The organism is Pseudomonas sp. Irchel s3h17 (genome assembly GCF_900187505.1).
Lineage (GTDB): Bacteria > Pseudomonadota > Gammaproteobacteria > Pseudomonadales > Pseudomonadaceae > Aquipseudomonas.
In genome coordinates, this window is record NZ_FYDL01000011.1 from 158,572 (window position 1) to 178,746 (window position 20,175).

The window sequence follows — 20,175 nt, forward strand, 5'->3', positions numbered from 1 at the left end:
TACTGGAGTTGATCGTTCCCGGCCAGAGCGCGGGAACGATCAGCCATGCAGGACTAGACCGCTTCCAGCTTGGCGTAGCCGAGCATCAGCCATTTGCTGCCTTCGCTGAAGTTCACTTGCACCCGGGCCTGCGCGCCGGCGCCTTCAAAGTTGAGAATAACCCCTTCGCCGAAGACCGCATGCTGGACTTGCTGGCCGAGGCTGAACGCGGTTTCCGGAATTTCCACACCGGCGAACAGGCTGCTCGAATTCTGCTTCTGGCCACCGCCAAACGGACGGCTGACGCTGTTGGACAGCCGCACTTCCTGGATCAGGCCCTTTGGCACTTCGCGGACGAAGCGCGACACCTTGTTGTAGGTTTCGCTGCCGTACAAGCGTCGGGTTTCAGCGTAGGTCATCACCAGATTTTGCATGGCGCGAGTGATACCCACGTAAGCCAGGCGGCGTTCCTCTTCAAGGCGGCCGGGCTCTTCCAGGCTCATCTTGTGCGGGAACAGGCCTTCTTCCATGCCCACCAGGAACACGTAAGGAAATTCCAGGCCCTTGGCGCTGTGCAAGGTCATCAGTTGGATGCTGTCTTCATGCTCGTCGGCCTGGGTGTCGCCAGCCTCCAGAGAGGCATGGCCGAGGAAGGCGGCCAGTGGCGTCAGGTCTTCGTCTTCTTCGGCGCTTTCAAAGTTGCGCGCCGCGCTGACCAGTTCCTCAAGGTTTTCTACCCGTGCCTGGCCTTTCTCGCCTTTTTCCGCTTCGTGGTAGGCAATCAGGCCGGACTGCTCGATGACCGTTTGGGTCATCAGGTGCAGGGGCATTTCGGTGGTCTTGGCCGCCAGGTTCTCGATCAACTCGATGAACGCGCCCAGGGCACCGGCCGCGCGACCGGTGAGGCCCTTGTTGGCGATCAGTTGGCGCATGGCTTCCCACATCGACACATCGCTGTGGCGGGCGTGGTCACGGATGGCCTCGACGGTTTTTTCGCCAATGCCACGGGCCGGAACGTTGATCACCCGCTCCAGTGCCGCATCATTGCCGCGCCCTTCGAGCAAGCGCAGGTACGCCATGGCGTTCTTGATCTCGGCCCGCTCGAAGAAGCGTTGGCCACCATAGATGCGGTACGGAATGCGCTCGCGCAGCAGCGCTTCTTCCAAAACTCGTGATTGGGCGTTGGAGCGGTACAAAATCGCGATATCGCTGCGGGCCATGCCGGTTTTCAGCGCGCTTTCGATGGTTTCCACCACGTAGCGTGCTTCGTCATGTTCGTTGAACGCGGCGTAGAGATTGATGGCTTCGCCTTCGCCGCCATCGGTCCACAGCTCTTTGCCCAAGCGTCCGGTGTTATTGGCAATCAAGGCGTTGGCGGCCTTGAGAATCCCGGCGGTGGAGCGGTAGTTCTGTTCCAGGCGGATGACTTCCGCGTCCGGGAAGTCGGCCGAATACTGGTGAATGTTCTCGATTTTCGCGCCGCGCCAGCCGTAGATCGACTGGTCGTCGTCACCCACCACCATCAGGCTGTCGCCGCCTTTGGCCAGCAGTCGCAACCAGGCGTACTGCACGGCGTTGGTGTCCTGGAACTCGTCGACCAGTACGTGGCGGAAGCGCTTTTGATAATGCGCCAACAGGCCCGGGTGGTCGCGCCACAGGTCGAGGGCGCGCAGCAGCAGTTCGGAGAAGTCGATGACGCCCGCGCGCAGGCACGCGGCCTCGTAGGCCTCATAGATGCTGCGCATGGTGGCCAGGTACAGATCGCCGCTGGCTTGAATGTGTTGTGGACGCAGGCCTTCGTCTTTCTGGCCGTTGATGAACCACTGGGCCTGGCGGGCCGGCCAGCGTTGCTCGTCCAGTCCCAGTTCGCGGATCACCCGTTTGACCAAGCGTTGCTGGTCGTCGCTGTCGAGGATCTGGAAGGTCTGGCTCAGGCCGGCTTCCTGCCAGTGTGCCCGCAACAGGCGGTGCGCCAGGCCGTGGAAGGTGCCGACCCACATGCCGGCCGGGTTGATACCCATCAGCTGCTCGATGCGGTGGCGCATCTCGGCAGCGGCCTTGTTGGTGAAAGTCACCGACAGGATCGAGTGTGGCGAGGCGTTTTCGACCTGGATCAACCAGGCGATACGGTGCACCAGCACACGGGTTTTACCGGAACCAGCACCGGCCAGGACCAACTGACGACCCACGGAGGCAGCTACGGCCTGGCGTTGGGCATCGTTGAGGGAGTTCAGCAGAAGGGAGAGATCATCGCGCATCAGCGCATTCTAGGGTGCTGAGCCACACCGGGCAAACCGAGCGTTGCATTAACCGATGAAAGATACGCCCAGGGCGACCGGTCGGTCACTCGCCAGCAGCCCTGACAGGCCGTGGCTCTGGGGTTTCGAGCGGTTTCCCAGGCCCATTGGTTTCGTCGATTTTGTGTGCAGGATCAGTTTGGTCCGGGGCATTGCTTGTGTATGCTCCGTCGACGTTTCGGGCCTGCACGGCCAGCCTTGAAAAAACAAGAATATTGCCTATGACCCTCAGCTCCAGTCTGCCGGGGCCCATTGTGGAACCGCAGGTTATCCGCAAGCAGTACGCCATGGAGATGGCGGTCGAGCGCACGCGTCTGCTGTATCAGGGCTCGTTGCTGCCTACGCTGTTCATGTTGATCAATGGGCTGGTCTGCGCCGGATTGCTCTGGAGTCCGCAGCGCTATTTATTGGTGAGCGTCTGGCTGGTGTGGTTGCTGGCACTGGTGGCGTTACGGGTGATTCAGGTCGCCGCATTCGATTCGGCGATACCCGGTCGCCAGGCGCAACCCATCTGGCACCGCATGTTTTTGCTGGGCTCGGCCATGAGCGGCCTGACCCTGGCGGCAGCCGGCATCGCCCTGGTGCCCACCGACAGTTTTCTGCAACAAGCCTGGGTATTCGGCCTGATTGGCGCCGCGACACTGTCGGCCAGCGTCGCCTATGCGGTAAGCCTGCCGGCCTTCCTGTCCTTTACCTTGCCGTGTCTGTTACCCGCCATTGGCTATCTGTTCTGGGGCGGTGATGAGCGGCAGCAGGGCTGGGGCTGGCTCGGGTTGATTCTGTTGGGCTCCCTGAGCGTGGTGGCCTGGCAGGTCAACCGCTTGATCCAGCGCGGGTTGATGCGGCGCTTCCAGAACCAGGCGCTGATCGAGCATCTGCAGCAGGCGCAAAGTCGCAGTGAGCTGCTTAATCAGGAACTGGCGCGGGAAGTTGAGCAGCGCCGCCAGGTCGAAGAGGCGTTGCGGGCGGCCCAGGTCGGTCTGGAAAGCCGCGTGGCTCAACGCAGCCTCGATCTGGATGCCGCCAATCAGGCCTTGAGCAAGAGCGAGGCGCGGCTGGCCCTGGCGTTGAAGGCCAGTGAGCTGGGACTCTGGGACTGGAACCTGCAGACCGACGAAGTGCATCACACCCAGCTCAAGGAGCTGTTCGGGTTGGAGCCGGAATTCATCACGGCCATGCTCCGGCACCTGAAGCCGCGCCTGCACCCCAAGGACCTGCCCGCGCTACGACGGGCGCTGGTGGAACATTTGAAGGGGCGCACCGAGGATTATCAGATCGAATACCGTGTGCGTCATGGTGATGGCCACTGGGTGTGGATCGAAGACCGTGGGCGAGCCGTGGAGCGTAGCGCCAGCGGGCGGGTCCTGCGAATGGTCGGTACTCGGCGCGACATCAGCGCCAGCAAGGACCTGGAAGAGCAACGGCAATTGGCGGCGACGGTGTTTGAGGCGGCCAGTGAAGGGATCGTGATTTTTGACCCCGATTACGCGCTGATCGCGGTCAATCAGGCGTTCAGCCGGGTGACCGGTTATCAGATCGAGGACCTGCTGGGGCGCAATGTGGTCGAGTTGCCGTGCAGCCGCGATGCGCGCCGGCACTACCCGATCATTCATCAGGCACTGGAAGCCCAGGGTACCTGGCAGGGCGAGTTGGTGGAGGCGCGCAAGAACGGCGAGCTCTATCCGCAATGGCTACAGCTGAACGTGGTGCGCGATTCTCGAGGAAACGTCAGTCATATCGTGGGCTTCTTCGCTGATCTGTCTGCCCGCCGCGAATCCGAAGAGCGGATGCGCAACCTGACCCACTACGACGAACTGACGGGGCTCGCCAATCGCGCCTTGTTCCGCGAGCGGCTCCATGAAGCTCATCAACGGGTCCGGCGGGGCGGGCGCAGCCTGGCCTTGCTGCACATCAACCTGGACCGTTTCAAATTGCTCAATGACAGCTTGGGCCATGAGGTGGCTGACCAGTTGTTGCAGAAAATGGCGCGACGCCTGGTCAACGCATTGCCGGAAGCGAACACTATCGCGCGTCTGTCGGGCGATGAGTTCGCGGTGCTGTTCGATGCCTACGGCAACCTGTCGAGCCTGGCACGCGTGGCGACCCGGTTGTCGACCAAGCTGCGCTTGCCGCTGACGGTCGAAGGCCATGAGCTGGTGGTCAGTGCATCGATGGGCATCAGCCTGTTGCCGGACAACGCCCGGGAGATCTCGGCGCTGATCAGCCAATCGAACATGGCCATGCAGCATGCCAAGCACCTGGGCGGGAACAATTTTCAGTTTTACACCGACAGCCTGCAGACCAGCACGTTCGAGCGCCTGCAGTTGGAAAATCAGCTGCGCAAGGCCATCGAAGAACATCAGTTGAAGGTGTTCTACCAACCCAAGCGCTGTCTCGCCACCGGCCGGCTGAACGCCGCCGAGGCGCTGGTGCGCTGGGACCATCCGACCATGGGCTGGGTATTACCGGGAGCGTTCATTGGCCTGGCGGAAGAAACAGGCCTGATCGGGGCGATTGGCGAGTTCGTGCTGCGCCAGGCCTGCTGGCAGGCGTGCGAGTGGCAGCGCCAGGGACTGGAGCCGATTCGGGTCTCGGTCAATCTGTCGGTGCACCAGTTGCGGCGGGGCACGCTGGTCAGTCTAGTGCGCCAGGTGTTGGAAGAAACCGGCCTGGCGCCGCACTACCTGGAATTGGAACTGACCGAAAGCCAGTTGCTCGACAGCGTCGAACACATCATCGCCACCTTTGAACAGCTGCGTGACCTGGGGGTGAAGCTGGCCATCGATGACTTTGGCACCGGTTACTCGTCGTTGAGCTACCTCAAGCGCATTCCCGTGGACTACGTGAAGATTGATCAGGCATTCATCCGCGGGCTGGGCGAGGGCGGTGCCGACGCGGCGATCACCCGGGCGATCATTGCCATGGCTCATGGATTGTCGCTCAAGGTGGTGGCCGAAGGCGTTGAGCACGAGGAGCAGTTGGCGTTTCTCAAGGCCGAGCGGTGTGATGAGGTGCAAGGCTACCTGATCAGCCGGCCGGTGGAGGCCGATGGACTGGCTGGCCTGTTGCGCGGGCAGGATGTTGAATGAGGGGGCGGTAACCCGATGGGATTCCTGCCGGATCAGTCCACTGTCCGGCAGGAAGTCACGCTGCGCCCGAGCAAGAGACTGTGGGCGCTTAATGGGTGGTCAGAATTTCATCAATCTGCTGCAGCAGCTGGCCGTTATAGAAAATGCTGACTTTTGTGACATCCAGGTCGTTCGATGTCTCGAACCTGACGGCCTTGTCTGTCACGACCTGCAAAAAACAGTCGTCGGTGTCTTCAAGTGTCAGCGCCAGCGTTACCTCGCATGCCTTGATACCTCCGGTCATTTCACGATGGTGAACGGCTGACTGGGTTAATTTCGGCGTAATACCAGGGTGTGCGACGGTGACGGTGCCGGTGACGCGGAAAGATGGAGCGCCCGGCATCAGATCTCGTTGGGCTTTCCAGTCGCGTGTAGTAATGATCATGGTTGTTAACTCCTGTAATGAATAGTGTGCGTCCTGCCCGGTCACTATCCTTCCGGCAGTGGGTGGGGATGCCCTACATATGTAGGGTATCTGTAAGGTCGTGTGTTTTTTGGGCTTGATCGAACCGCGAATGAGGCAGGCCCTTTCGGATAGAGGCGGCCGACGGATCATTGTCTTGGCGAGTTTTCTACAGGGTTGCGCTTGGGGGTATCGGCTACGGAGGGCTACATGCAGCGCGCATGGCGCAGGGCGGGGACATGGAGTTACGCATTGAGCAGGCAAAAAGCGGATTCTTGTAGTATAACTACAAGCTTGCTACATCCCCGGCGCCTGCCCATAACAATGAGTCCTGCCCTTTGAACCTGTTGCAACATATCGCCCAGTCTCGCCACCTGTTACGCAAATCGGAACTCAAGGTTGCCGATCACGTGCTGCTTGACCCTGCGGCAGTGATGCACAGCTCCATGGCCGATCTTGCCCACAGCGTTGGCATCAGCGAACCGACCATCGTGCGCTTTTGTCGCGCCATCGGCTGTTCGGGTTTCCAGGACTTGAAGCTGAAGCTGGCGCAAAGCCTGGCGGCGGGTGCGAGCTTCGGCCAATTCGCGATCCATGAAGACGACTCGGTCGCCGACTACAGCCTGAAGATCTTCGACACCACCCTGCACACCCTGATGGAGGTTCGCGAGAAGCTCGATCCGGTGGAGTTGCAGCGGGCGGTGACGCTCATGTCGCAGGCTCAGCGCGTCGAGTTCTATGGTTTTGGCGCCTCCGGTGCCGTGGCCGCGGATGCCCAGCATAAATTCTTTCGGTTGCTGCTGACGGCGGCGGCCTACTCCGACCCGCACATGCAGGCGATGTCGGCGGTCACGCTGAAACCCTCTGATGTAGCGATCTGCATCTCCCAGTCCGGGCGTTCCAAGGACCTGTTGATCACTGCCAACCTGGTGCGTGAAAGCGGTGCGTCGTTGATCACCTTGTGCCCGAGCCAGACCCCCTTGGCCGAGTTGTCGACCGTCAACCTGGCGATCGATGTGCACGAAGACACCGAAATCTATACGCCGCTGACCTCGCGTATCGCGCACCTGGTGGTGATCGATGTCTTGGCCATGGGCGTGGCCATGGCACGCGGCCCGAGCCTGGTGAACCACCTCAAGAGCGTCAAGCGCAGCCTTCGCAGCCTGCGCCTGTCGCCCAAATCGGTGAAAGCGCTGGACGATTGATGTGGCAATGGGCTCGTTGTGGCGAGGGGGCTTGCCCCCGTCGGCCAGTCCGCGCTCGGGCGCAACAGTCGCAAACCCGGCGGGCACGATCCTCCTGAATCACCGCGTCGCGTGACTTTGGGGCCGCTTCGTTGCCCAACGGGAACACGCGCCCTCACCGCAGGTTCGATGTCACCCTGTGGATTTCATCAGTCTGTAACCCGCTCGCCGCCAAACCGTCATCCCCGTTGCCTATCTTGAAACTCCCGCACTCGCCTTGGGAGACTCGAAATGGCCCAGCCCTACGAAGAACGCAACAGCGCCGTCAAAACCCGTCGTCAGCAGGAAGACCAGCGCCGCATGGAGTTCCGCCGTGCGATCGAAGATCGCTGCGAACGCCGGCAGCTTCTGGCCGAGATCGGCGATTTTCCTGACGGTGGTGAGCTCAACTACTGGCAGGCAACACCGGCAGCTTCGCGTCGAAGCGCTCAACCAGCGCGCTGATCTGCGCGCGTTCGCTGCGGATAAATCCCAGGAACGCATGCGCGACCGGTGAGAGGCGCTTGGCTTTGGCCTGCACCAGGCACCAGCTGCGAAACAACGGCAGCTCTTCGACCGGCAGCTCCTTGAGTCCACCGGTCGCCAACTCAAGGTTCAGGGCGTGGCGCGTCAACAGGGCCACGCCCAGGCCCGCCACCACGCATTCGCGCTGGGCCTCGGCTGACGAGACTTCCTGGGTCTGGTTGAAGTGCACGCGCTTCTCTTTGAAGTACTCCTCGCACGCCAGGCGCGTCCCGGAACCGGGTTCGCGCAGCAGCAGGGTGTAGGGCTCAAGGTCCTGCAGGCGCAGAGGGCCCATGTGGCACAGTGGATGGTCCGGTGGCGCCACGGCGACGATCGGATTGTTGAGGAACGGCAAAAATTCCAACCCCATGTCCTGCGGCACCATGGACATGATCACCAGATCGTCACGGTTATCGGACAGGCGCCGGATCACCTGCCCACGGTTGACCACCGTCAGTTGCAGGTTCACTTCCGGGTGCTGGCGCTTGAATGCGGCAAACAAGTGCGGTACGAAATACTTGGCGCTGGATTCCACCGCCAGTTTCAGTTGGCCTTGCAAGGAACCTTGCATGTCCGAGAGTTGCATATCGAGGTTTTCGAGGCGCCCGAAAATGTCTCGACTGGCACGCTGTAACGCTTCAGCGGCCTCGGTCATGTAGAGCTTTTTGCCGACGTAATCGAACAAAGGTTGACCAATCAGCTCTTCCAGCTGACGCATCTGTAGGCTAACAGCCGGTTGTGTGAGCGACATTTCGTCGGCTGCGCGGCTGTAAGAACGCAAATCACAGACTTCATTGAAGATCTGAAGCTGACGTAATGTCATACGCATCAAGGACTTACGCATTTTATGCTGACTCTGGCCACAGGCTGGTGGCTCAACTATAAGTCTTTACTTATGCATGACCCAATTATTATTGATTTTTGTTAATCCCTTGAGCGGGATAGTGTGACTGTGCGACTGGCTTGAAGCATTTAGTCACGCGCCGACCCAGTCTAGGGGTCGTGGGTAGCAACCGGCTCAAGGGAAACTCCAAGTGATAACAAAGATCCTGATCGCCAACCGTGGTGAAATTGCCGTACGAATCATACGTGCCTGCGCCGAGATGGGCATTCGTTCGGTCGCGATCTATTCCGACGCCGATCGCCATGCGTTGCACGTCAAGCGCGCCGATGAAGCCCACAGCATTGGTGCCGAGCCACTGGCCGGCTACCTGAACCCGCGCAAGCTGGTGAACCTGGCCGTGGAAACCGGTTGCGATGCGTTGCACCCAGGCTATGGCTTTCTGTCGGAAAACGCCGAGCTGGCCGATATCTGCGCCGAGCGCGGTATCAAGTTCATCGGTCCATCGGCCGAAGTCATCCGCCGCATGGGCGACAAGACCGAAGCGCGTCGCAGCATGATCAAGGCCGGCGTGCCGGTCACGCCGGGCACCGAAGGTAACGTCGCGGGCATCGAAGAAGCCCTGGTCGAAGGCGATCGCATCGGCTATCCGGTGATGCTCAAGGCCACCTCCGGTGGCGGCGGCCGTGGCATTCGTCGCTGCAACAGCCGTGAAGAACTGGAGCAGGCATTCCCACGGGTGATTTCCGAAGCCACCAAGGCCTTTGGTTCGGCGGAAGTCTTCCTGGAAAAATGCATCGTCAACCCCAAGCACATCGAAGCGCAGATCCTCGGCGACAGCTTCGGCAACGTGGTGCACCTGTTCGAGCGTGACTGCTCGATCCAGCGTCGCAACCAGAAGCTGATCGAGATCGCGCCAAGCCCGCAACTGACCCCTGAACAGCGCGCCTACATCGGCGACCTGTCGGTGCGCGCGGCCAAGGCCGTGGGTTACGAGAACGCCGGTACCGTGGAGTTCCTGCTCGCCGAGGGCGAGGTGTACTTCATGGAGATGAACACCCGGGTGCAGGTGGAACACACCATCACCGAAGAAATCACCGGCATCGACATTGTCCGTGAGCAGATCCGCATTGCGTCCGGCCTGCCCCTGTCGGTCAAGCAGGAAGACATCCAGCATCGCGGTTTCGCGCTGCAGTTCCGGATCAACGCCGAAGACCCGAAAAACAACTTCCTGCCCAGCTTCGGCAAGATTACCCGTTACTACGCGCCCGGCGGTCCCGGCGTGCGCACCGACACGGCGATCTATACCGGCTACACCATTCCGCCGTTCTACGACTCCATGTGCCTTAAGCTTGTGGTGTGGGCGCTGACGTGGGAAGAGGCGATGGACCGTGGCTTGCGAGCCCTGGACGACATGCGTCTGCAAGGGGTCAAGACCACGGCCGCGTACTACCAGGAAATCCTGCGTAACCCGGAATTCCGTAGCGGCCAGTTCAATACCAGCTTCGTCGAAAGCCACCCTGAGCTGACCAACTACTCGATCAAGCGCAAACCCGAAGAGCTGGCCCTGGCCATCGCCGCCGCCATCGCCGCCCACGCAGGCCTGTGAGGAATATTCCAATGTCCAAGAAAATTCATGTAACTGACACTATCCTGCGCGACGCTCACCAATCGCTGCTCGCAACCCGCATGCGCACTGACGACATGCTGCCGATCTGCGACAAGCTCGACAAAGTCGGCTACTGGTCGCTGGAGTGCTGGGGTGGCGCGACGTTCGACGCCTGCGTGCGCTTCCTCAAGGAAGACCCGTGGGAGCGCCTGCGCAAACTGCGCGCGGCGTTGCCTAACACGCGCCTGCAAATGCTCCTGCGCGGCCAGAACCTGCTGGGCTACCGCCACTACAGCGACGACGTGGTCAAAGCCTTCGTCGCCAAGGCCGCGGTCAACGGCATCGACGTGTTCCGCATCTTCGACGCCATGAACGACGTGCGTAACCTGCGGGTGGCCATCGAGGCGGTGAAAGCCGCCGGCAAGCACGCCCAGGGCACCATCGCCTACACCACCAGCCCGGTGCACACCATCGATGCGTTCGTGGACCAGGCCAAGCAAATGGAAGCCATGGGTTGCGACTCGGTGGCGATCAAGGACATGGCCGGCCTGCTGACGCCGTACGCCACGGGCGAACTGGTCAAGGCGCTGAAAGCCGAGCAATCGCTGCCGGTCTTCATCCACAGTCACGACACCGCCGGCTTGGCCGCGATGTGCCAGCTCAAGGCCATCGAAAACGGTGCCGACCACATCGACACCGCGATCTCCAGCTTTGCCTGGGGCACCAGCCACCCGGGTACCGAATCGATGGTTGCGGCCCTCAAGGGCAGTGAGTTCGATACCGGCCTGAATCTGGAACTGCTGCAAGAGATCGGCCTGTACTTCTACGCCGTGCGCAAGAAGTACCACCAGTTCGAAAGCGAATTCACGGCGGTCGACACCCGCGTGCAAGTCAACCAGGTGCCGGGCGGGATGATTTCCAACCTGGCCAACCAGTTGAAAGAGCAGGGCGCCCTGAACCGCATGAGCGAAGTGCTCGCGGAAATCCCGCGGGTTCGCGAAGACCTTGGCTACCCACCGCTGGTGACTCCGACTTCGCAGATCGTCGGCACCCAGGCGTTTTTCAACGTACTGGCCGGTGAGCGCTACAAGACCATCACCAACGAAGTGAAGCTGTACCTGCAGGGCGGCTACGGCAAGGCGCCGGGTACCGTCGACGAAAAACTGCGCCGCCAGGCCATCGGCAGCGAAGAAGTGATCGACGTGCGTCCTGCCGACCTGCTCAAGCCGGAAATGACCAAGCTTCGCGGTGAAATCGGCGCGTTGGCCAAATCCGAAGAAGACGTACTGACCTATGCGATGTTCCCGGACATCGGGCGCAAGTTCCTCGAAGAGCGCGAGGCCGGCACCCTGACTCCCGAAGTGCTGCTGCCGATTCCTGAAGCCGGCGGCGTGGCCTCGGCCGGTGGCGAAGGCGTACCGACCGAATTCGTCATCGACGTGCACGGCGAAACCTACCGGGTCGACATCACGGGTGTCGGCGTCAAGGCTGAAGGCAAGCGTCACTTCTACCTGTCCATCGACGGTATGCCGGAAGAAGTGGTGTTCGAACCGCTCAACGAATTTGTCGGCGGTGGCAGCAGCAAACGCAAGCAGGCCAGCGCGCCGGGCCATGTCAGCACCACCATGCCGGGCAACATCGTCGATGTGCTGGTCAAGGAGGGCGACACCGTGAAAGCCGGCCAGGCCGTGCTGATCACTGAAGCGATGAAGATGGAAACCGAAGTCCAATCGGCCATCGCCGGCAAGGTCACCGCCATTCACGTGGCCAAGGGCGACCGGGTCAACCCGGGCGAGATCCTGATCGAGATCGAAGGCTGATACAACGCCTTCATCTGCAACGTTTTACCTCGGGGGGGCATGTGCCCTCCTTTTTTTTTCCTGCATTTTAATGCGTTTCTTTTTATCGGCCGTCACTAAAACTGCATTTTAATGCGTTTATTGATGAGCGAATGTAGCGAATCTGCACTATATTGCAAGTTCAGAGCGAGCCTATGCGCAGTAGATGCATCAAATTGCAGGTTTGAAAATGTATACCCTGACCCTCCAGATATATGCCGCCGGAAATTGGCTAGACGCCATGACCCTGGTTTTTGCCGAGCCGCAAAAAGGCTTCGAAGGCCCGTGCCGGTTTGCGTACAAACGGGATTACATCACCGGGAACTTCGACTGCATCCAGTCGCCCTTCGCAAGCGCTGTCAGCGCCAGGTTGCCATTGGATTGGGACAGCGTGTCGCTGAAAAAAGCCCCTGCCTTCCTGCATGACATCGCACCAGCCGGGGCCGCGAGGCGATTCCTGATGGCGCGTATGGGTCAGGAAAAGCCTGAAGAGGTGAGTGCCGATCTGTTTTTGTTGTGCCGAAGCACTCCGGCACCTATTGGCAACATGCGTATCAAGGAGTCGGCTGACGCGCTGGATAGCCGTCCACCGATGGGGTTCCGACGGGAAGAAGTGATTGCCCGTGATAACAGCTTTCTCGAATACGCCTATGAACAAGGCGCGGCCATTGGTGGAGCGACGGGGGCGGGTGGGGAAGCCCCGAAACTGTTGATGAGCGAAAATCCTGAGGGGTTGCTGTACCCCGACGCGGTGTTGGATGACGCAAGAACAGTGCGCCATTGGTTCGTGAAGTTTGCCCGTCACAAGGCAGGCCAGGCTGATCAGGACATTCTCAGAAGCGAATTCCATTACTACAAGGCCTTGCAAGCCCTGGGAATAGAGACCATTGCGGCAGAGGGCCTGGCACTGGAGGAGGCGAACAAACCCAGTTTGTGGATGCAGCGCTTTGACCGAAAAGTAACCGAACAGGGCGTTGAGCGCCTGGCTGTTGAGTCGATTTACTCACTGGCCGGTGTTACAACCCCCGGCAGCTATATGAACCATCTGGAGGTGATTCAGCTTCTTGCCAATCTATGGACGCAGGCTGGTCAAGCAGAGCAGATCCCGGACCTGATGGCGGATTATCTGCGACGTGATTTGATCAACAAGATCCTTGGCAACTCGGATAATCATGGGCGCAACACGGCGATCATCCGCGATGTGGACTCCTTTCGTCTTGCGCCGATCTATGACCTGGCGCCTATGGTGATGGACGAGGACGGTGTGACGCGTACGACCAAGTGGCCGAAGGAACTGGAGGTTGCCGGGGACATTGATTGGCGGGGGGTATGTGAAGCGGTGGAGAGCATCGCCAACTCTCGGCAAGTGTACGAGCGTCTTCGACAAGATGCTGACCATTTACGGGCGTTGCCGGACATTCTGGCCGCCAGCGGCTTGCCTGGCGTCACCCTGAATCACCCGAGTATCGCCTTGAAAAACCTTGAACAACGCTTGAAAAGCTGGGGCTTGAAATGACGCTCACCATAGACGCTCGGGCCCTGTTGATTGAGAGCATTGAGCAAGGACTTGCCGAAGGTATTCTGGAAATAGGTGAGGCCGTTCGACGCTTGCGGGTTGAGGTGACGGGGTTGCATCAGAGTCAGTTTGCAAAGATGTGCAAGATTTCAGTGCGCACGTTGGTGCATATCGAACATGGAGAAGGAAACCAGACGCTCAAATCACTCAACGCTGTGTTCCGCCCGTTCGGGATGAAAATGGGCGTGGTGAGGGTTCGCCGAACGATTAGCTGACGGATGCCAGCCAGTAAGAAGCACCATCGTGGGCAAGCGACACTCTCGTCGATAAAAGTGAAGCTGCCCCCTGTCTGTAGAGAGATGTGCCGATCATTCAGGTGCTGGTGCAACCTGTAATCGTTTACTGTGGGGAGGGTTAGCCTCGGCACTCCACCAGCGTTTTCACCTGCCCCGAGCTCGTCTGATTTTCATCTGACAACCACTTCTCGAACCCCGCGCCAATCACCGGCCACTCCGAATCCAGGATCGAATACCACGCCGTGTCGCGGTTCTGGCCCTTGACCACCATGTGCTGGCGGAACACGCCCTCGAAGCTGAAACCCAGGCGTTCGGCGGCGTACTTGGAGCGGGCGTTGGCGTTGTTGCACTTCCATTCCAGTCGACGATAGCCCAGGGCGAAGGATTCCTTGGCCAGCAGGTAAACCGCTTCGGTACTTTTCGGCGAGCGTTGCATCGGTGCGCCGAAGGTGACGTGGCCGATTTCGATGCGGCCCTGGGCCGGGACGATCGACATCAGGCTGAGCATGCCCTGGACGTCGCCGCTGGCGCGGTCGATGACGCAGAAGAAATACGGGTCGCTGTTGGCTGCATGGTTGTTCAGCCAGTCATTGAAGGCGCTACGCTGCGGGAATGGACCGTAAGGCAGGTAGTCCCAGAGCTTCGGGTCGGCGCCAGGGCCCTGCAGGGCGTTGAACAAACCTTCGGCGTGACGCGCCGGGTCGAGCTTTTCCAGGCGGATGAAGCGCCCTTCGAGCGATTGGGCCGAGGGCGGGGGGACGCCTTTCCAGTCGGCGAGTGAAATCGACATGGTGTTCTCCTTGAACGTTAGAGGCCTTTGCGAAACTGGATGAAACCCGGACGTTCGGCAATGCGCTCGTAGAGCTGGATTGCTGTCGCGTTGGTTTCGTGGGTCAGCCAATGCACCTTGCAGCAGCCGTCGGCCTTGGCGGTACTGTAGACGTACTCGATCAGCTTGCGGCCGACACCGGTACCGCGTGTTTCGGGCGTCACCAGCAGGTCTTGCAGGTAGCAGGAGTTTTCGACGCTCCAGTTCGAGCGATGGTAGATGAAATGCACCATGCCCACCGCTTTACCGTCAGCCCAGGCGAGGGCTGCGTGGGTCGGTTCACCGGGGTCGAGAAAGCGTTGCCAGGTGCTGTGGGTGACCGCCTCTGGCAGTTCTGTGTTGTAGAAGCGCAGGTAGGCTTGCCATAACGGCAGCCAGGCGGCCTGGTCGTCGGCGGTGACGCGGCGTATCTCGATCTGACTCATGTTCATTCCTTGGGCATCAAGTGGGCGAGCGCCTGGTCATGCGGGTCGGGGCTGGTGGCCAACCCTTCGCGCACGCCGGCGATGTCTGCGGTACTGCGGTTCTGGCTGAGCTTGCGCTTGCCTTCCAGGCGCTGGATGGGCAATGCGAAACCGACGATGGCCTTGAGCATGCCGTCGATGTAATGAGCAGGCGCGTCGTCGACTTTCCAGGGTTGGCCCCGGCCCTTTTCGTGGCGATCGGTCAGGGCACTGACCAGGTCGCGCAAGCGCTGGGCGTCGTTGAACACTTCGGCCCGGCCATAGGCGTGCACGGCGATGTAGTTCCAGGTCGGTACGACTTTGCCGTGTTCGGCTTTGGCGGGGTAGAAAGACGGGCTGACGTAAGCCTCGGCCCCCGGGAATATCACCAGCGCCTCGGCACCGCCTTCCAGTTCCCGCCATTGTGGGTTGGCGCGGGCCAGGTGGCCGTAGAGCGTGCCGTTGGCGCCTTGTTCGGGGCTCAGCAGCAGGGGCAGATGACTCGCTTGCAAGCCGTTCTCGCCATGGGTAACGAGCATGGCCAGGCGTGTGTCGAGGATCTGTCGATGCAGGGTGGCGAGGTCGTCGATGGCAAAAGCGCTGGGGGTATACATGGAAATTTTCCTTGGCGAATGCCTGCATCCTAGGCAGGCTATTGGTCTGTTGTAAGAGCCATTACCGGCTAATTTCATAGGTCCATTGCCAAGGTGTCGTGCCATGAGCAACCCGTCACTGTTGCTGTCGTTCAATCCCGCCGGCATCGAGCTTGATCGCCGTCAGGGCCTGAGTCGCCAGCTCTATCAGGCATTGCGCCTGCGCGTGCTCGACGGTCGACTGGCCAGTGGCACCCGTTTACCGGCCAGCCGCGATCTGGCGGCGGCGTTGTCGATTTCGCGCAACAGCGTGGTGCGTGCCTATGACCAACTCTACGCCGAAGGCTTCATCGAGGGGCGGGTGGGTGATGGCACCTATGTGGCGCAATTACCGGCAAACATCCTGCTGGCGGAAAAACTATCCACAAAAGTATCCACAGGGTTTTCAACAGGCTTACCCACAGGGTTATCCACAAAACACCCGGATTTACCTGTAGTTTCATCCAGTAAAGTTATCCACAGCGATGCGCTTCAACGAGTCGAGAAGCACCATTTGCCCAAGCCGCCGAGTGGGCCGCCGAGGGCGTTTCGGGTGGGGGTGCCGGCGTTTGACCTGTTCCCGTTCGAGGTCTGGGCCAAGCTGAATGCGGCTTTCTGGCGCAAGCCGGATTTACAGCAGCTGTGTTATGGCGCACCGGAGGGCGATGCGCGTTTGCGCGGGATGATCGCGGCCTATTTGCGCAGTTCCCGAGGCATGCAGTGCAACGCTGAGCAAATTGTGATCACCAGTGGCGCGCAGCAGGGGATTAGCCTTTGTGCACAGCTGCTGGTGGCGCCTGGTGACGGGGTGGCTGTGGAAAACCCCGGTTACCGTGCGGCGGGTCATGCGTTCGCGCTGGCAGGCGCTAAGTTGCACGGTGTTTCGGTGGACAGCGATGGCATCGATTGCGCCGAACTGGCCGGTCTAAGCGATTGCCGACTGGCCTATGTCACACCATCACATCAATACCCGACCGGTGTGATCATGAGCCTGGCCCGGCGTCTGGAGTTGCTGGCGTGGGCCGAGCGGACAGACGGCTGGATCATCGAGGACGACTACGACGGCGAGTACCGCTACAGCGGTGCCCCGTTGGCCCCCTTGGCGGCGTTGGACCGGCAAGGGCGGGTGCTCTATGTCGGCACGTTCGGCAAGGTGGCGTTTCCGGCATTGCGTCTGGGCTACCTGGTGCTGCCCGTCGACCTGGTGGAAGCATTCGCCCAGCGTCGTGCCGTGGATGTACGTCATTCCGAGGTGAGCACCCAGGCGGTAATGGCCGAGTTCATGGCGGCCGGGCATTTCCAGCGGCATATACGGCGTATGAGGCGCGCAGCGCTGAGCCGGCGCAATACCCTGCTCAATGGTTGGCCTACGGATATCCCGGGAGTTGGCCCGTTGCCTACGGTGACGGCCGGGTTGCACATGACCGTACCGGTCGACGGCGTGGCCCGTGAGCGTGAGTTGATCGAGTTGGCGAGTAGTGTCGATGTCGAGATCAATGGGCTGAGCAGCTATTGGCTGCCGGAGTCCACGACCCCGATCGATCAACGCTCCGGGTTGGTGCTGGGGTTTTCAGCTGTGCCGGAAGCCGCTATCAAGGCAGCGATAGCACGGTTGCGAGGAGTTTGGACCTGTTCGAAAAGTTGACCGAACTATCAGGGCGTCAAACAAGTGGGCATTCACTACATGTCCACTTCATTAGATTTTCAGTTACAAGTTTAATGCTGGGCAAAATTGACACTGTTCGCTCAAGCCTATAAATATTTAGTGAGAGTGCTTAATAAGCACTTTACTCAATGTCATCTAGACGTTCGAATTTTCTTTCGGGAAATTTTACTGGTCACATACTTTCATCGCTCAAGGATGAGGCAATGAGCTGGTTGGATTTTTCCCGGAATAGCCAGGAAAAACTATGAAACTTTCGCACAAAAAATGTATGAAGTTTGCGCTCGACGAACTTAAGAAAGAAACCATTATGCTGTGCGGGCAGCAGGTAGAGGGTGGCCATTTAACGGCACTGATTGATGGCGTACCTTTTGTTGCAGAAGATGTTCGCGGGTTTCACAGCTACGGTGTAAGAATCATCGTGGGGTTGATCGGTGATGCGAGTTGCCGCCGATATATTACCGTGGCCGTCGACGACGACCTTGGCCCGGGTGAGTATGACGTGACTCTTGAAGGGGAAGTTACCATTGGCTATGTAATTGAAAACTCCGACGGATATAAAGAGTACTCGGCAGAACAGGGTAACGCCGGTATTTCCTGTGCGACGGATGATGAGTTTTCCGGCGTATTCTGTGTAACGCTGGGTGAAGACTCTCCCTATCATAAAATAACCGACGCCAGTTTCGCGGTAAGAAATACAACCGATTGACCTGACCGTTAACAGGAAGGAGCTCCCGCCAGTTGCGGCGGGAGTCTTTTCGCATCTACTTCCCGGATTTGATTTTCGTCCAGGCCCGGGTACGTGCCCGCTCGGCATCCCGTGGCAACGGTTGCAGGGTGTACAGCGTGCCCATCGCGGTCTCGGTCGGGTACAGGTTGGGATTGTTGCGAATGGCTGGATCGACCAACTCGGTGGCGTCCTTGTTCGGGTTCGGGTAGCCGACAAAGTCACTGACGGGTGCAATTACCTGCGGTTGCAGCAGGTAGTTGATGAAGGTGTACGCATCTTCCGTGTTCTTCGCCCCTTTCGGGATCGCGAGCATGTCGAACCAGATCGGCGCGCCTTCCTTGGGCAGGCGCATGTCGACGATCACACCGTTCTTGGCTTCCTTGGCGCGGTTGGCGGCCTGGGAGAAGCTGCCGGAGTAACCGACCGCGACGCAGATGTCACCGTTGGCAATGTCGGCCATGTACTTGGACGAGTGGAAGTAGGTGACAGACGGACGGATCTTCATCAGCAGTGCTTCAGCCTTGGCATAGTCCGCCGGCTGCTTGCTGTTGGGGTCCAGGCCCAGGTGTTGCAGGGCCAGTGGCAGGATCTCCGATGGCGAGTCGAGCAGGGCGACGCCGCACTGCTTGAGCTTGCTGATGTTCTCTTCCTTGAAGATCAGGTCCCAGCTGTCCACCGGCGCATTGTCACCCAACACCGCCTTGACCTTGTCCGGGTTGAAGCCGATCAGGATGGTGCCGTACATGTACGGCACGGCGAACTGGTTGCCTGGGTCATTGGCTTCGATCAGCTTCATCAGCTTGGGATCGAGGTGGTTCCAGTTCGGCAGTTTGCTGCGATCCAGGGGTTGGAACACGCCCGCTTCGATCTGCTTGGCGAGGAACACGTTGGACGGCACCACCACGTCATAGCCGGAGTTGCCGGTCAGCAGCTTGGCTTCCAGTGCTTCGTTGGTGTCGAAGATGTCGTAGACCAGCTTGGTCTGGGCGTTCTGTGCCTTGAAGTCTTCCAGGGCCTTGGGGGTGATGTAGTCGAACCAGTTGTATACCCGCAAGGTGCGCTCTTCGGCCTGCACGGCACTGCCGAGCGCCATGGCGCACAGGGTTGGAACGATTAAACGCTTGAATCTGTTCATGGTGCCAATTCCTCATTGGGCGCGTTCAAAACCTTCCAGGACGTTCACGGCATTGATGCCGATTTCTTCCACTGCGTAACCCCCTTCCATCACAAACAGGGTCGGTTTGCCCAAGGCCGCGATGCGCTCGCCCATGGCCAGGTAGTCCGGGCTGTCGAGCTTGAACTGGGAAATCGGGTCGTCCTTGAAGGTGTCCACGCCCAGGGAGACCACGATGATCTCGGCGCCGTATTTCTCGATCTCTGAGCAGGCCTGTTCCAGCGCGGCACTCCAGCGGTCCCAGCCTGAGCCTGCGGGCAGCGGATAGTTGAAGTTGAAACCTTCACCTGCGCCTTCACCGTGCTCGTCTGCGTAACCCAGGAAAAACGGGAACTCGGCTTCCGGGTGGCCGTGAATCGAAGTGAACAGCACGTCGCTGCGCCCATAGAAAATCGATTGGGTGCCGTTGCCGTGATGGTAGTCGACGTCGAGGATCGCGACTTTTTTGTGGCCTTGATCGAGGAACGCCTGGGCGGCGATGGCGGCGTTGTTGAGGTAGCAGTAACCGCCCATCAAGTCGCTGGCGGCATGGTGTCCCGGTGGGCGGCACAGGGCGAATGCACTGTGGGCGCCGTCCTGGATCGCCGCTTGTGCGGTGAGTGCCACTTGCGCTGCGCTGTACGCCGCTTGCCAGGTGCCGGCGGTGATCGGTGCGCCACCGTCGAAGCTGTAGTAACCGAGCTGGCCATGCAGGCTGGTGGGTAGCACACGGCGCAGGGTGCGCGCCGGCCAGGTGTAGGGCAGCAGGTCGCCGTCGGTACCGAACTCGGTCCAGCGGGCCCAGGCCCCTTTGAAGAAGTCGAGGTAGTCGCGGCTGTGAATGCGCTCCACTGGCCCCAGGCCAAAGTCCTGTGGCGCCTGCACCGGGCCCAGGTCGCGGGATTGAACGCGCGCCAGAACGTGGTCGGCCCGTGAAGGCATTTCGAAGCAGGGCTTGAGCTGCCCGTCTATCAATTCGCAGCGGCCGTGGTGCAGATGGTGATCGTCCGAGTAGATCGTCAGCATGTTCTTGTTCTCCGCAGGGCTGGTTCGGTTGAACACAGTCTTGC

Annotated in this window: 17 protein-coding genes; 9 read left to right on the plus strand and 8 right to left on the minus strand. The window is 60.0% G+C overall.

The features are described 5' to 3' along the window. Positions 1-53 precede the first annotated feature (53 nt). Complete coding sequence (gene uvrD, locus CKW25_RS17885; RefSeq protein ID WP_095081173.1) at positions 54-2,237, minus strand: DNA helicase II; 2,184 nt, start codon at positions 2,235-2,237, stop codon at positions 54-56. Positions 2,238-2,497: 260 nt separating this feature from the next. On the opposite strand from uvrD, the gene CKW25_RS17890 reads away from it, so the two are divergent. Further along, positions 2,498-5,365, plus strand: a complete 2,868-nt coding sequence (locus CKW25_RS17890) for an EAL domain-containing protein (RefSeq protein ID WP_095081174.1) — start codon at positions 2,498-2,500, stop codon at positions 5,363-5,365. 88 nt (positions 5,366-5,453) lie between these two features. Here CKW25_RS17890 and CKW25_RS17895 read toward each other — a convergent pair whose 3' ends face one another. Beyond that, the gene (locus CKW25_RS17895; RefSeq protein WP_095081176.1) at positions 5,454-5,789 is read right to left on the minus strand and encodes a hypothetical protein; all 336 of its coding nucleotides are present in this window, start codon (positions 5,787-5,789) and stop codon (positions 5,454-5,456) included. A 356-nt stretch (positions 5,790-6,145) separates the two neighbouring features. Between CKW25_RS17895 and hexR the strand changes: the two genes are divergently transcribed. Next, complete coding sequence (gene hexR / locus CKW25_RS17900) at positions 6,146-7,012, plus strand: transcriptional regulator HexR (RefSeq protein ID WP_025131545.1); 867 nt, start codon at positions 6,146-6,148, stop codon at positions 7,010-7,012. Between the two features lie 270 nt (positions 7,013-7,282). Then, positions 7,283-7,495 (plus strand): PA3496 family putative envelope integrity protein, encoded by a 213-nt coding sequence (locus CKW25_RS17905; RefSeq protein WP_095081178.1) that lies wholly within the window; start codon positions 7,283-7,285, stop codon positions 7,493-7,495. On the opposite strand, the gene CKW25_RS17910 is transcribed toward CKW25_RS17905, so the two are convergent. Beyond that, the gene (locus CKW25_RS17910; RefSeq protein WP_095081180.1) at positions 7,437-8,399 is read right to left on the minus strand and encodes a LysR family transcriptional regulator; all 963 of its coding nucleotides are present in this window, start codon (positions 8,397-8,399) and stop codon (positions 7,437-7,439) included. The two genes, CKW25_RS17905 and CKW25_RS17910, sit on opposite strands and share 59 nt — an antisense overlap. 190 nt (positions 8,400-8,589) lie before the next feature. Here CKW25_RS17910 and CKW25_RS17915 point away from each other — a divergent pair, with 190 nt between their 5' ends. The 4 genes from CKW25_RS17915 (at position 8,590) to CKW25_RS17930 (ending at position 13,634) form a co-directional block, all read left to right on the plus strand. Then, positions 8,590-10,005: an acetyl-CoA carboxylase biotin carboxylase subunit gene (locus CKW25_RS17915; protein ID WP_095081183.1), complete on the plus strand. Its 1,416-nt coding sequence runs from the start codon at positions 8,590-8,592 to the stop codon at positions 10,003-10,005. A gap of 11 nt (positions 10,006-10,016) precedes the next feature. Continuing rightward, positions 10,017-11,825: a sodium-extruding oxaloacetate decarboxylase subunit alpha gene (gene oadA, locus CKW25_RS17920; protein WP_095081185.1), complete on the plus strand. Its 1,809-nt coding sequence runs from the start codon at positions 10,017-10,019 to the stop codon at positions 11,823-11,825. Positions 11,826-12,033: 208 nt separating this feature from the next. Next, on the plus strand, positions 12,034-13,359 hold the full coding sequence (locus CKW25_RS17925) for a type II toxin-antitoxin system HipA family toxin (RefSeq protein WP_095081306.1): 1,326 nt from the start codon (positions 12,034-12,036) through the stop codon (positions 13,357-13,359). Further along, the gene (locus tag CKW25_RS17930; RefSeq protein WP_095081187.1) at positions 13,356-13,634 is read left to right on the plus strand and encodes a helix-turn-helix domain-containing protein; all 279 of its coding nucleotides are present in this window, start codon (positions 13,356-13,358) and stop codon (positions 13,632-13,634) included. The genes CKW25_RS17925 and CKW25_RS17930 overlap by 4 nt, the downstream gene beginning before the upstream one ends. 139 nt (positions 13,635-13,773) lie before the next feature. Here CKW25_RS17930 and CKW25_RS17935 read toward each other — a convergent pair whose 3' ends face one another. The 3 genes from CKW25_RS17935 to CKW25_RS17945 are packed head-to-tail and all read right to left on the minus strand — an operon-like array spanning position 13,774 to position 15,541. After that, positions 13,774-14,445 (minus strand): GNAT family N-acetyltransferase, encoded by a 672-nt coding sequence (locus CKW25_RS17935; protein ID WP_095081189.1) that lies wholly within the window; start codon positions 14,443-14,445, stop codon positions 13,774-13,776. A gap of 17 nt (positions 14,446-14,462) precedes the next feature. After that, positions 14,463-14,909 (minus strand): GNAT family N-acetyltransferase, encoded by a 447-nt coding sequence (locus CKW25_RS17940; RefSeq protein WP_095081190.1) that lies wholly within the window; start codon positions 14,907-14,909, stop codon positions 14,463-14,465. 2 nt (positions 14,910-14,911) lie between these two features. Next, positions 14,912-15,541: an FMN-binding negative transcriptional regulator gene (locus CKW25_RS17945; RefSeq protein WP_095081191.1), complete on the minus strand. Its 630-nt coding sequence runs from the start codon at positions 15,539-15,541 to the stop codon at positions 14,912-14,914. 103 nt (positions 15,542-15,644) lie between these two features. Between CKW25_RS17945 and CKW25_RS17950 the strand changes: the two genes are divergently transcribed. Together CKW25_RS17950 and CKW25_RS17955 are read left to right on the plus strand one after the other, a co-directional pair. After that, positions 15,645-17,204: a PLP-dependent aminotransferase family protein gene (locus tag CKW25_RS17950; protein WP_095081193.1), complete on the plus strand. Its 1,560-nt coding sequence runs from the start codon at positions 15,645-15,647 to the stop codon at positions 17,202-17,204. A gap of 265 nt (positions 17,205-17,469) precedes the next feature. Beyond that, positions 17,470-17,931: a hypothetical protein gene (locus tag CKW25_RS17955; protein WP_095081194.1), complete on the plus strand. Its 462-nt coding sequence runs from the start codon at positions 17,470-17,472 to the stop codon at positions 17,929-17,931. A 55-nt stretch (positions 17,932-17,986) separates the two neighbouring features. Here the strand turns inward: CKW25_RS17955 and CKW25_RS17960 are convergent, their stop codons facing one another. Both CKW25_RS17960 and CKW25_RS17965 read right to left on the minus strand, forming a co-directional pair. Then, positions 17,987-19,087 (minus strand): polyamine ABC transporter substrate-binding protein, encoded by a 1,101-nt coding sequence (locus CKW25_RS17960; RefSeq protein WP_095081196.1) that lies wholly within the window; start codon positions 19,085-19,087, stop codon positions 17,987-17,989. Between the two features lie 12 nt (positions 19,088-19,099). Beyond that, a complete protein-coding gene (locus CKW25_RS17965) occupies positions 19,100-20,131 on the minus strand; it encodes a histone deacetylase family protein (protein ID WP_095081198.1) in 1,032 nt (343 codons plus the stop codon). Positions 20,132-20,175 lie beyond the last annotated feature (44 nt).

Coding starts and splice junctions, on each gene's coding strand:
- uvrD (WP_095081173.1), bottom strand. CDS start 2,237: ATGCGCGATGATCTCTCCCTTCTGCTGAACTCCCTCAACGATGCCCAA.
- CKW25_RS17890 (WP_095081174.1), top strand. CDS start 2,498: ATGACCCTCAGCTCCAGTCTGCCGGGGCCCATTGTGGAACCGCAGGTT.
- CKW25_RS17895 (WP_095081176.1), bottom strand. CDS start 5,789: ATGATCATTACTACACGCGACTGGAAAGCCCAACGAGATCTGATGCCG.
- CKW25_RS17905 (WP_095081178.1), top strand. CDS start 7,283: ATGGCCCAGCCCTACGAAGAACGCAACAGCGCCGTCAAAACCCGTCGT.
- CKW25_RS17910 (WP_095081180.1), bottom strand. CDS start 8,399: ATGCGTAAGTCCTTGATGCGTATGACATTACGTCAGCTTCAGATCTTC.
- oadA (WP_095081185.1), top strand. CDS start 10,017: ATGTCCAAGAAAATTCATGTAACTGACACTATCCTGCGCGACGCTCAC.
- CKW25_RS17925 (WP_095081306.1), top strand. CDS start 12,034: ATGTATACCCTGACCCTCCAGATATATGCCGCCGGAAATTGGCTAGAC.
- CKW25_RS17930 (WP_095081187.1), top strand. CDS start 13,356: ATGACGCTCACCATAGACGCTCGGGCCCTGTTGATTGAGAGCATTGAG.
- CKW25_RS17935 (WP_095081189.1), bottom strand. CDS start 14,445: ATGTCGATTTCACTCGCCGACTGGAAAGGCGTCCCCCCGCCCTCGGCC.
- CKW25_RS17940 (WP_095081190.1), bottom strand. CDS start 14,909: ATGAGTCAGATCGAGATACGCCGCGTCACCGCCGACGACCAGGCCGCC.
- CKW25_RS17945 (WP_095081191.1), bottom strand. CDS start 15,541: ATGTATACCCCCAGCGCTTTTGCCATCGACGACCTCGCCACCCTGCAT.
- CKW25_RS17950 (WP_095081193.1), top strand. CDS start 15,645: ATGAGCAACCCGTCACTGTTGCTGTCGTTCAATCCCGCCGGCATCGAG.
- CKW25_RS17955 (WP_095081194.1), top strand. CDS start 17,470: ATGAAACTTTCGCACAAAAAATGTATGAAGTTTGCGCTCGACGAACTT.
- CKW25_RS17960 (WP_095081196.1), bottom strand. CDS start 19,087: ATGAACAGATTCAAGCGTTTAATCGTTCCAACCCTGTGCGCCATGGCG.
- CKW25_RS17965 (WP_095081198.1), bottom strand. CDS start 20,131: ATGCTGACGATCTACTCGGACGATCACCATCTGCACCACGGCCGCTGC.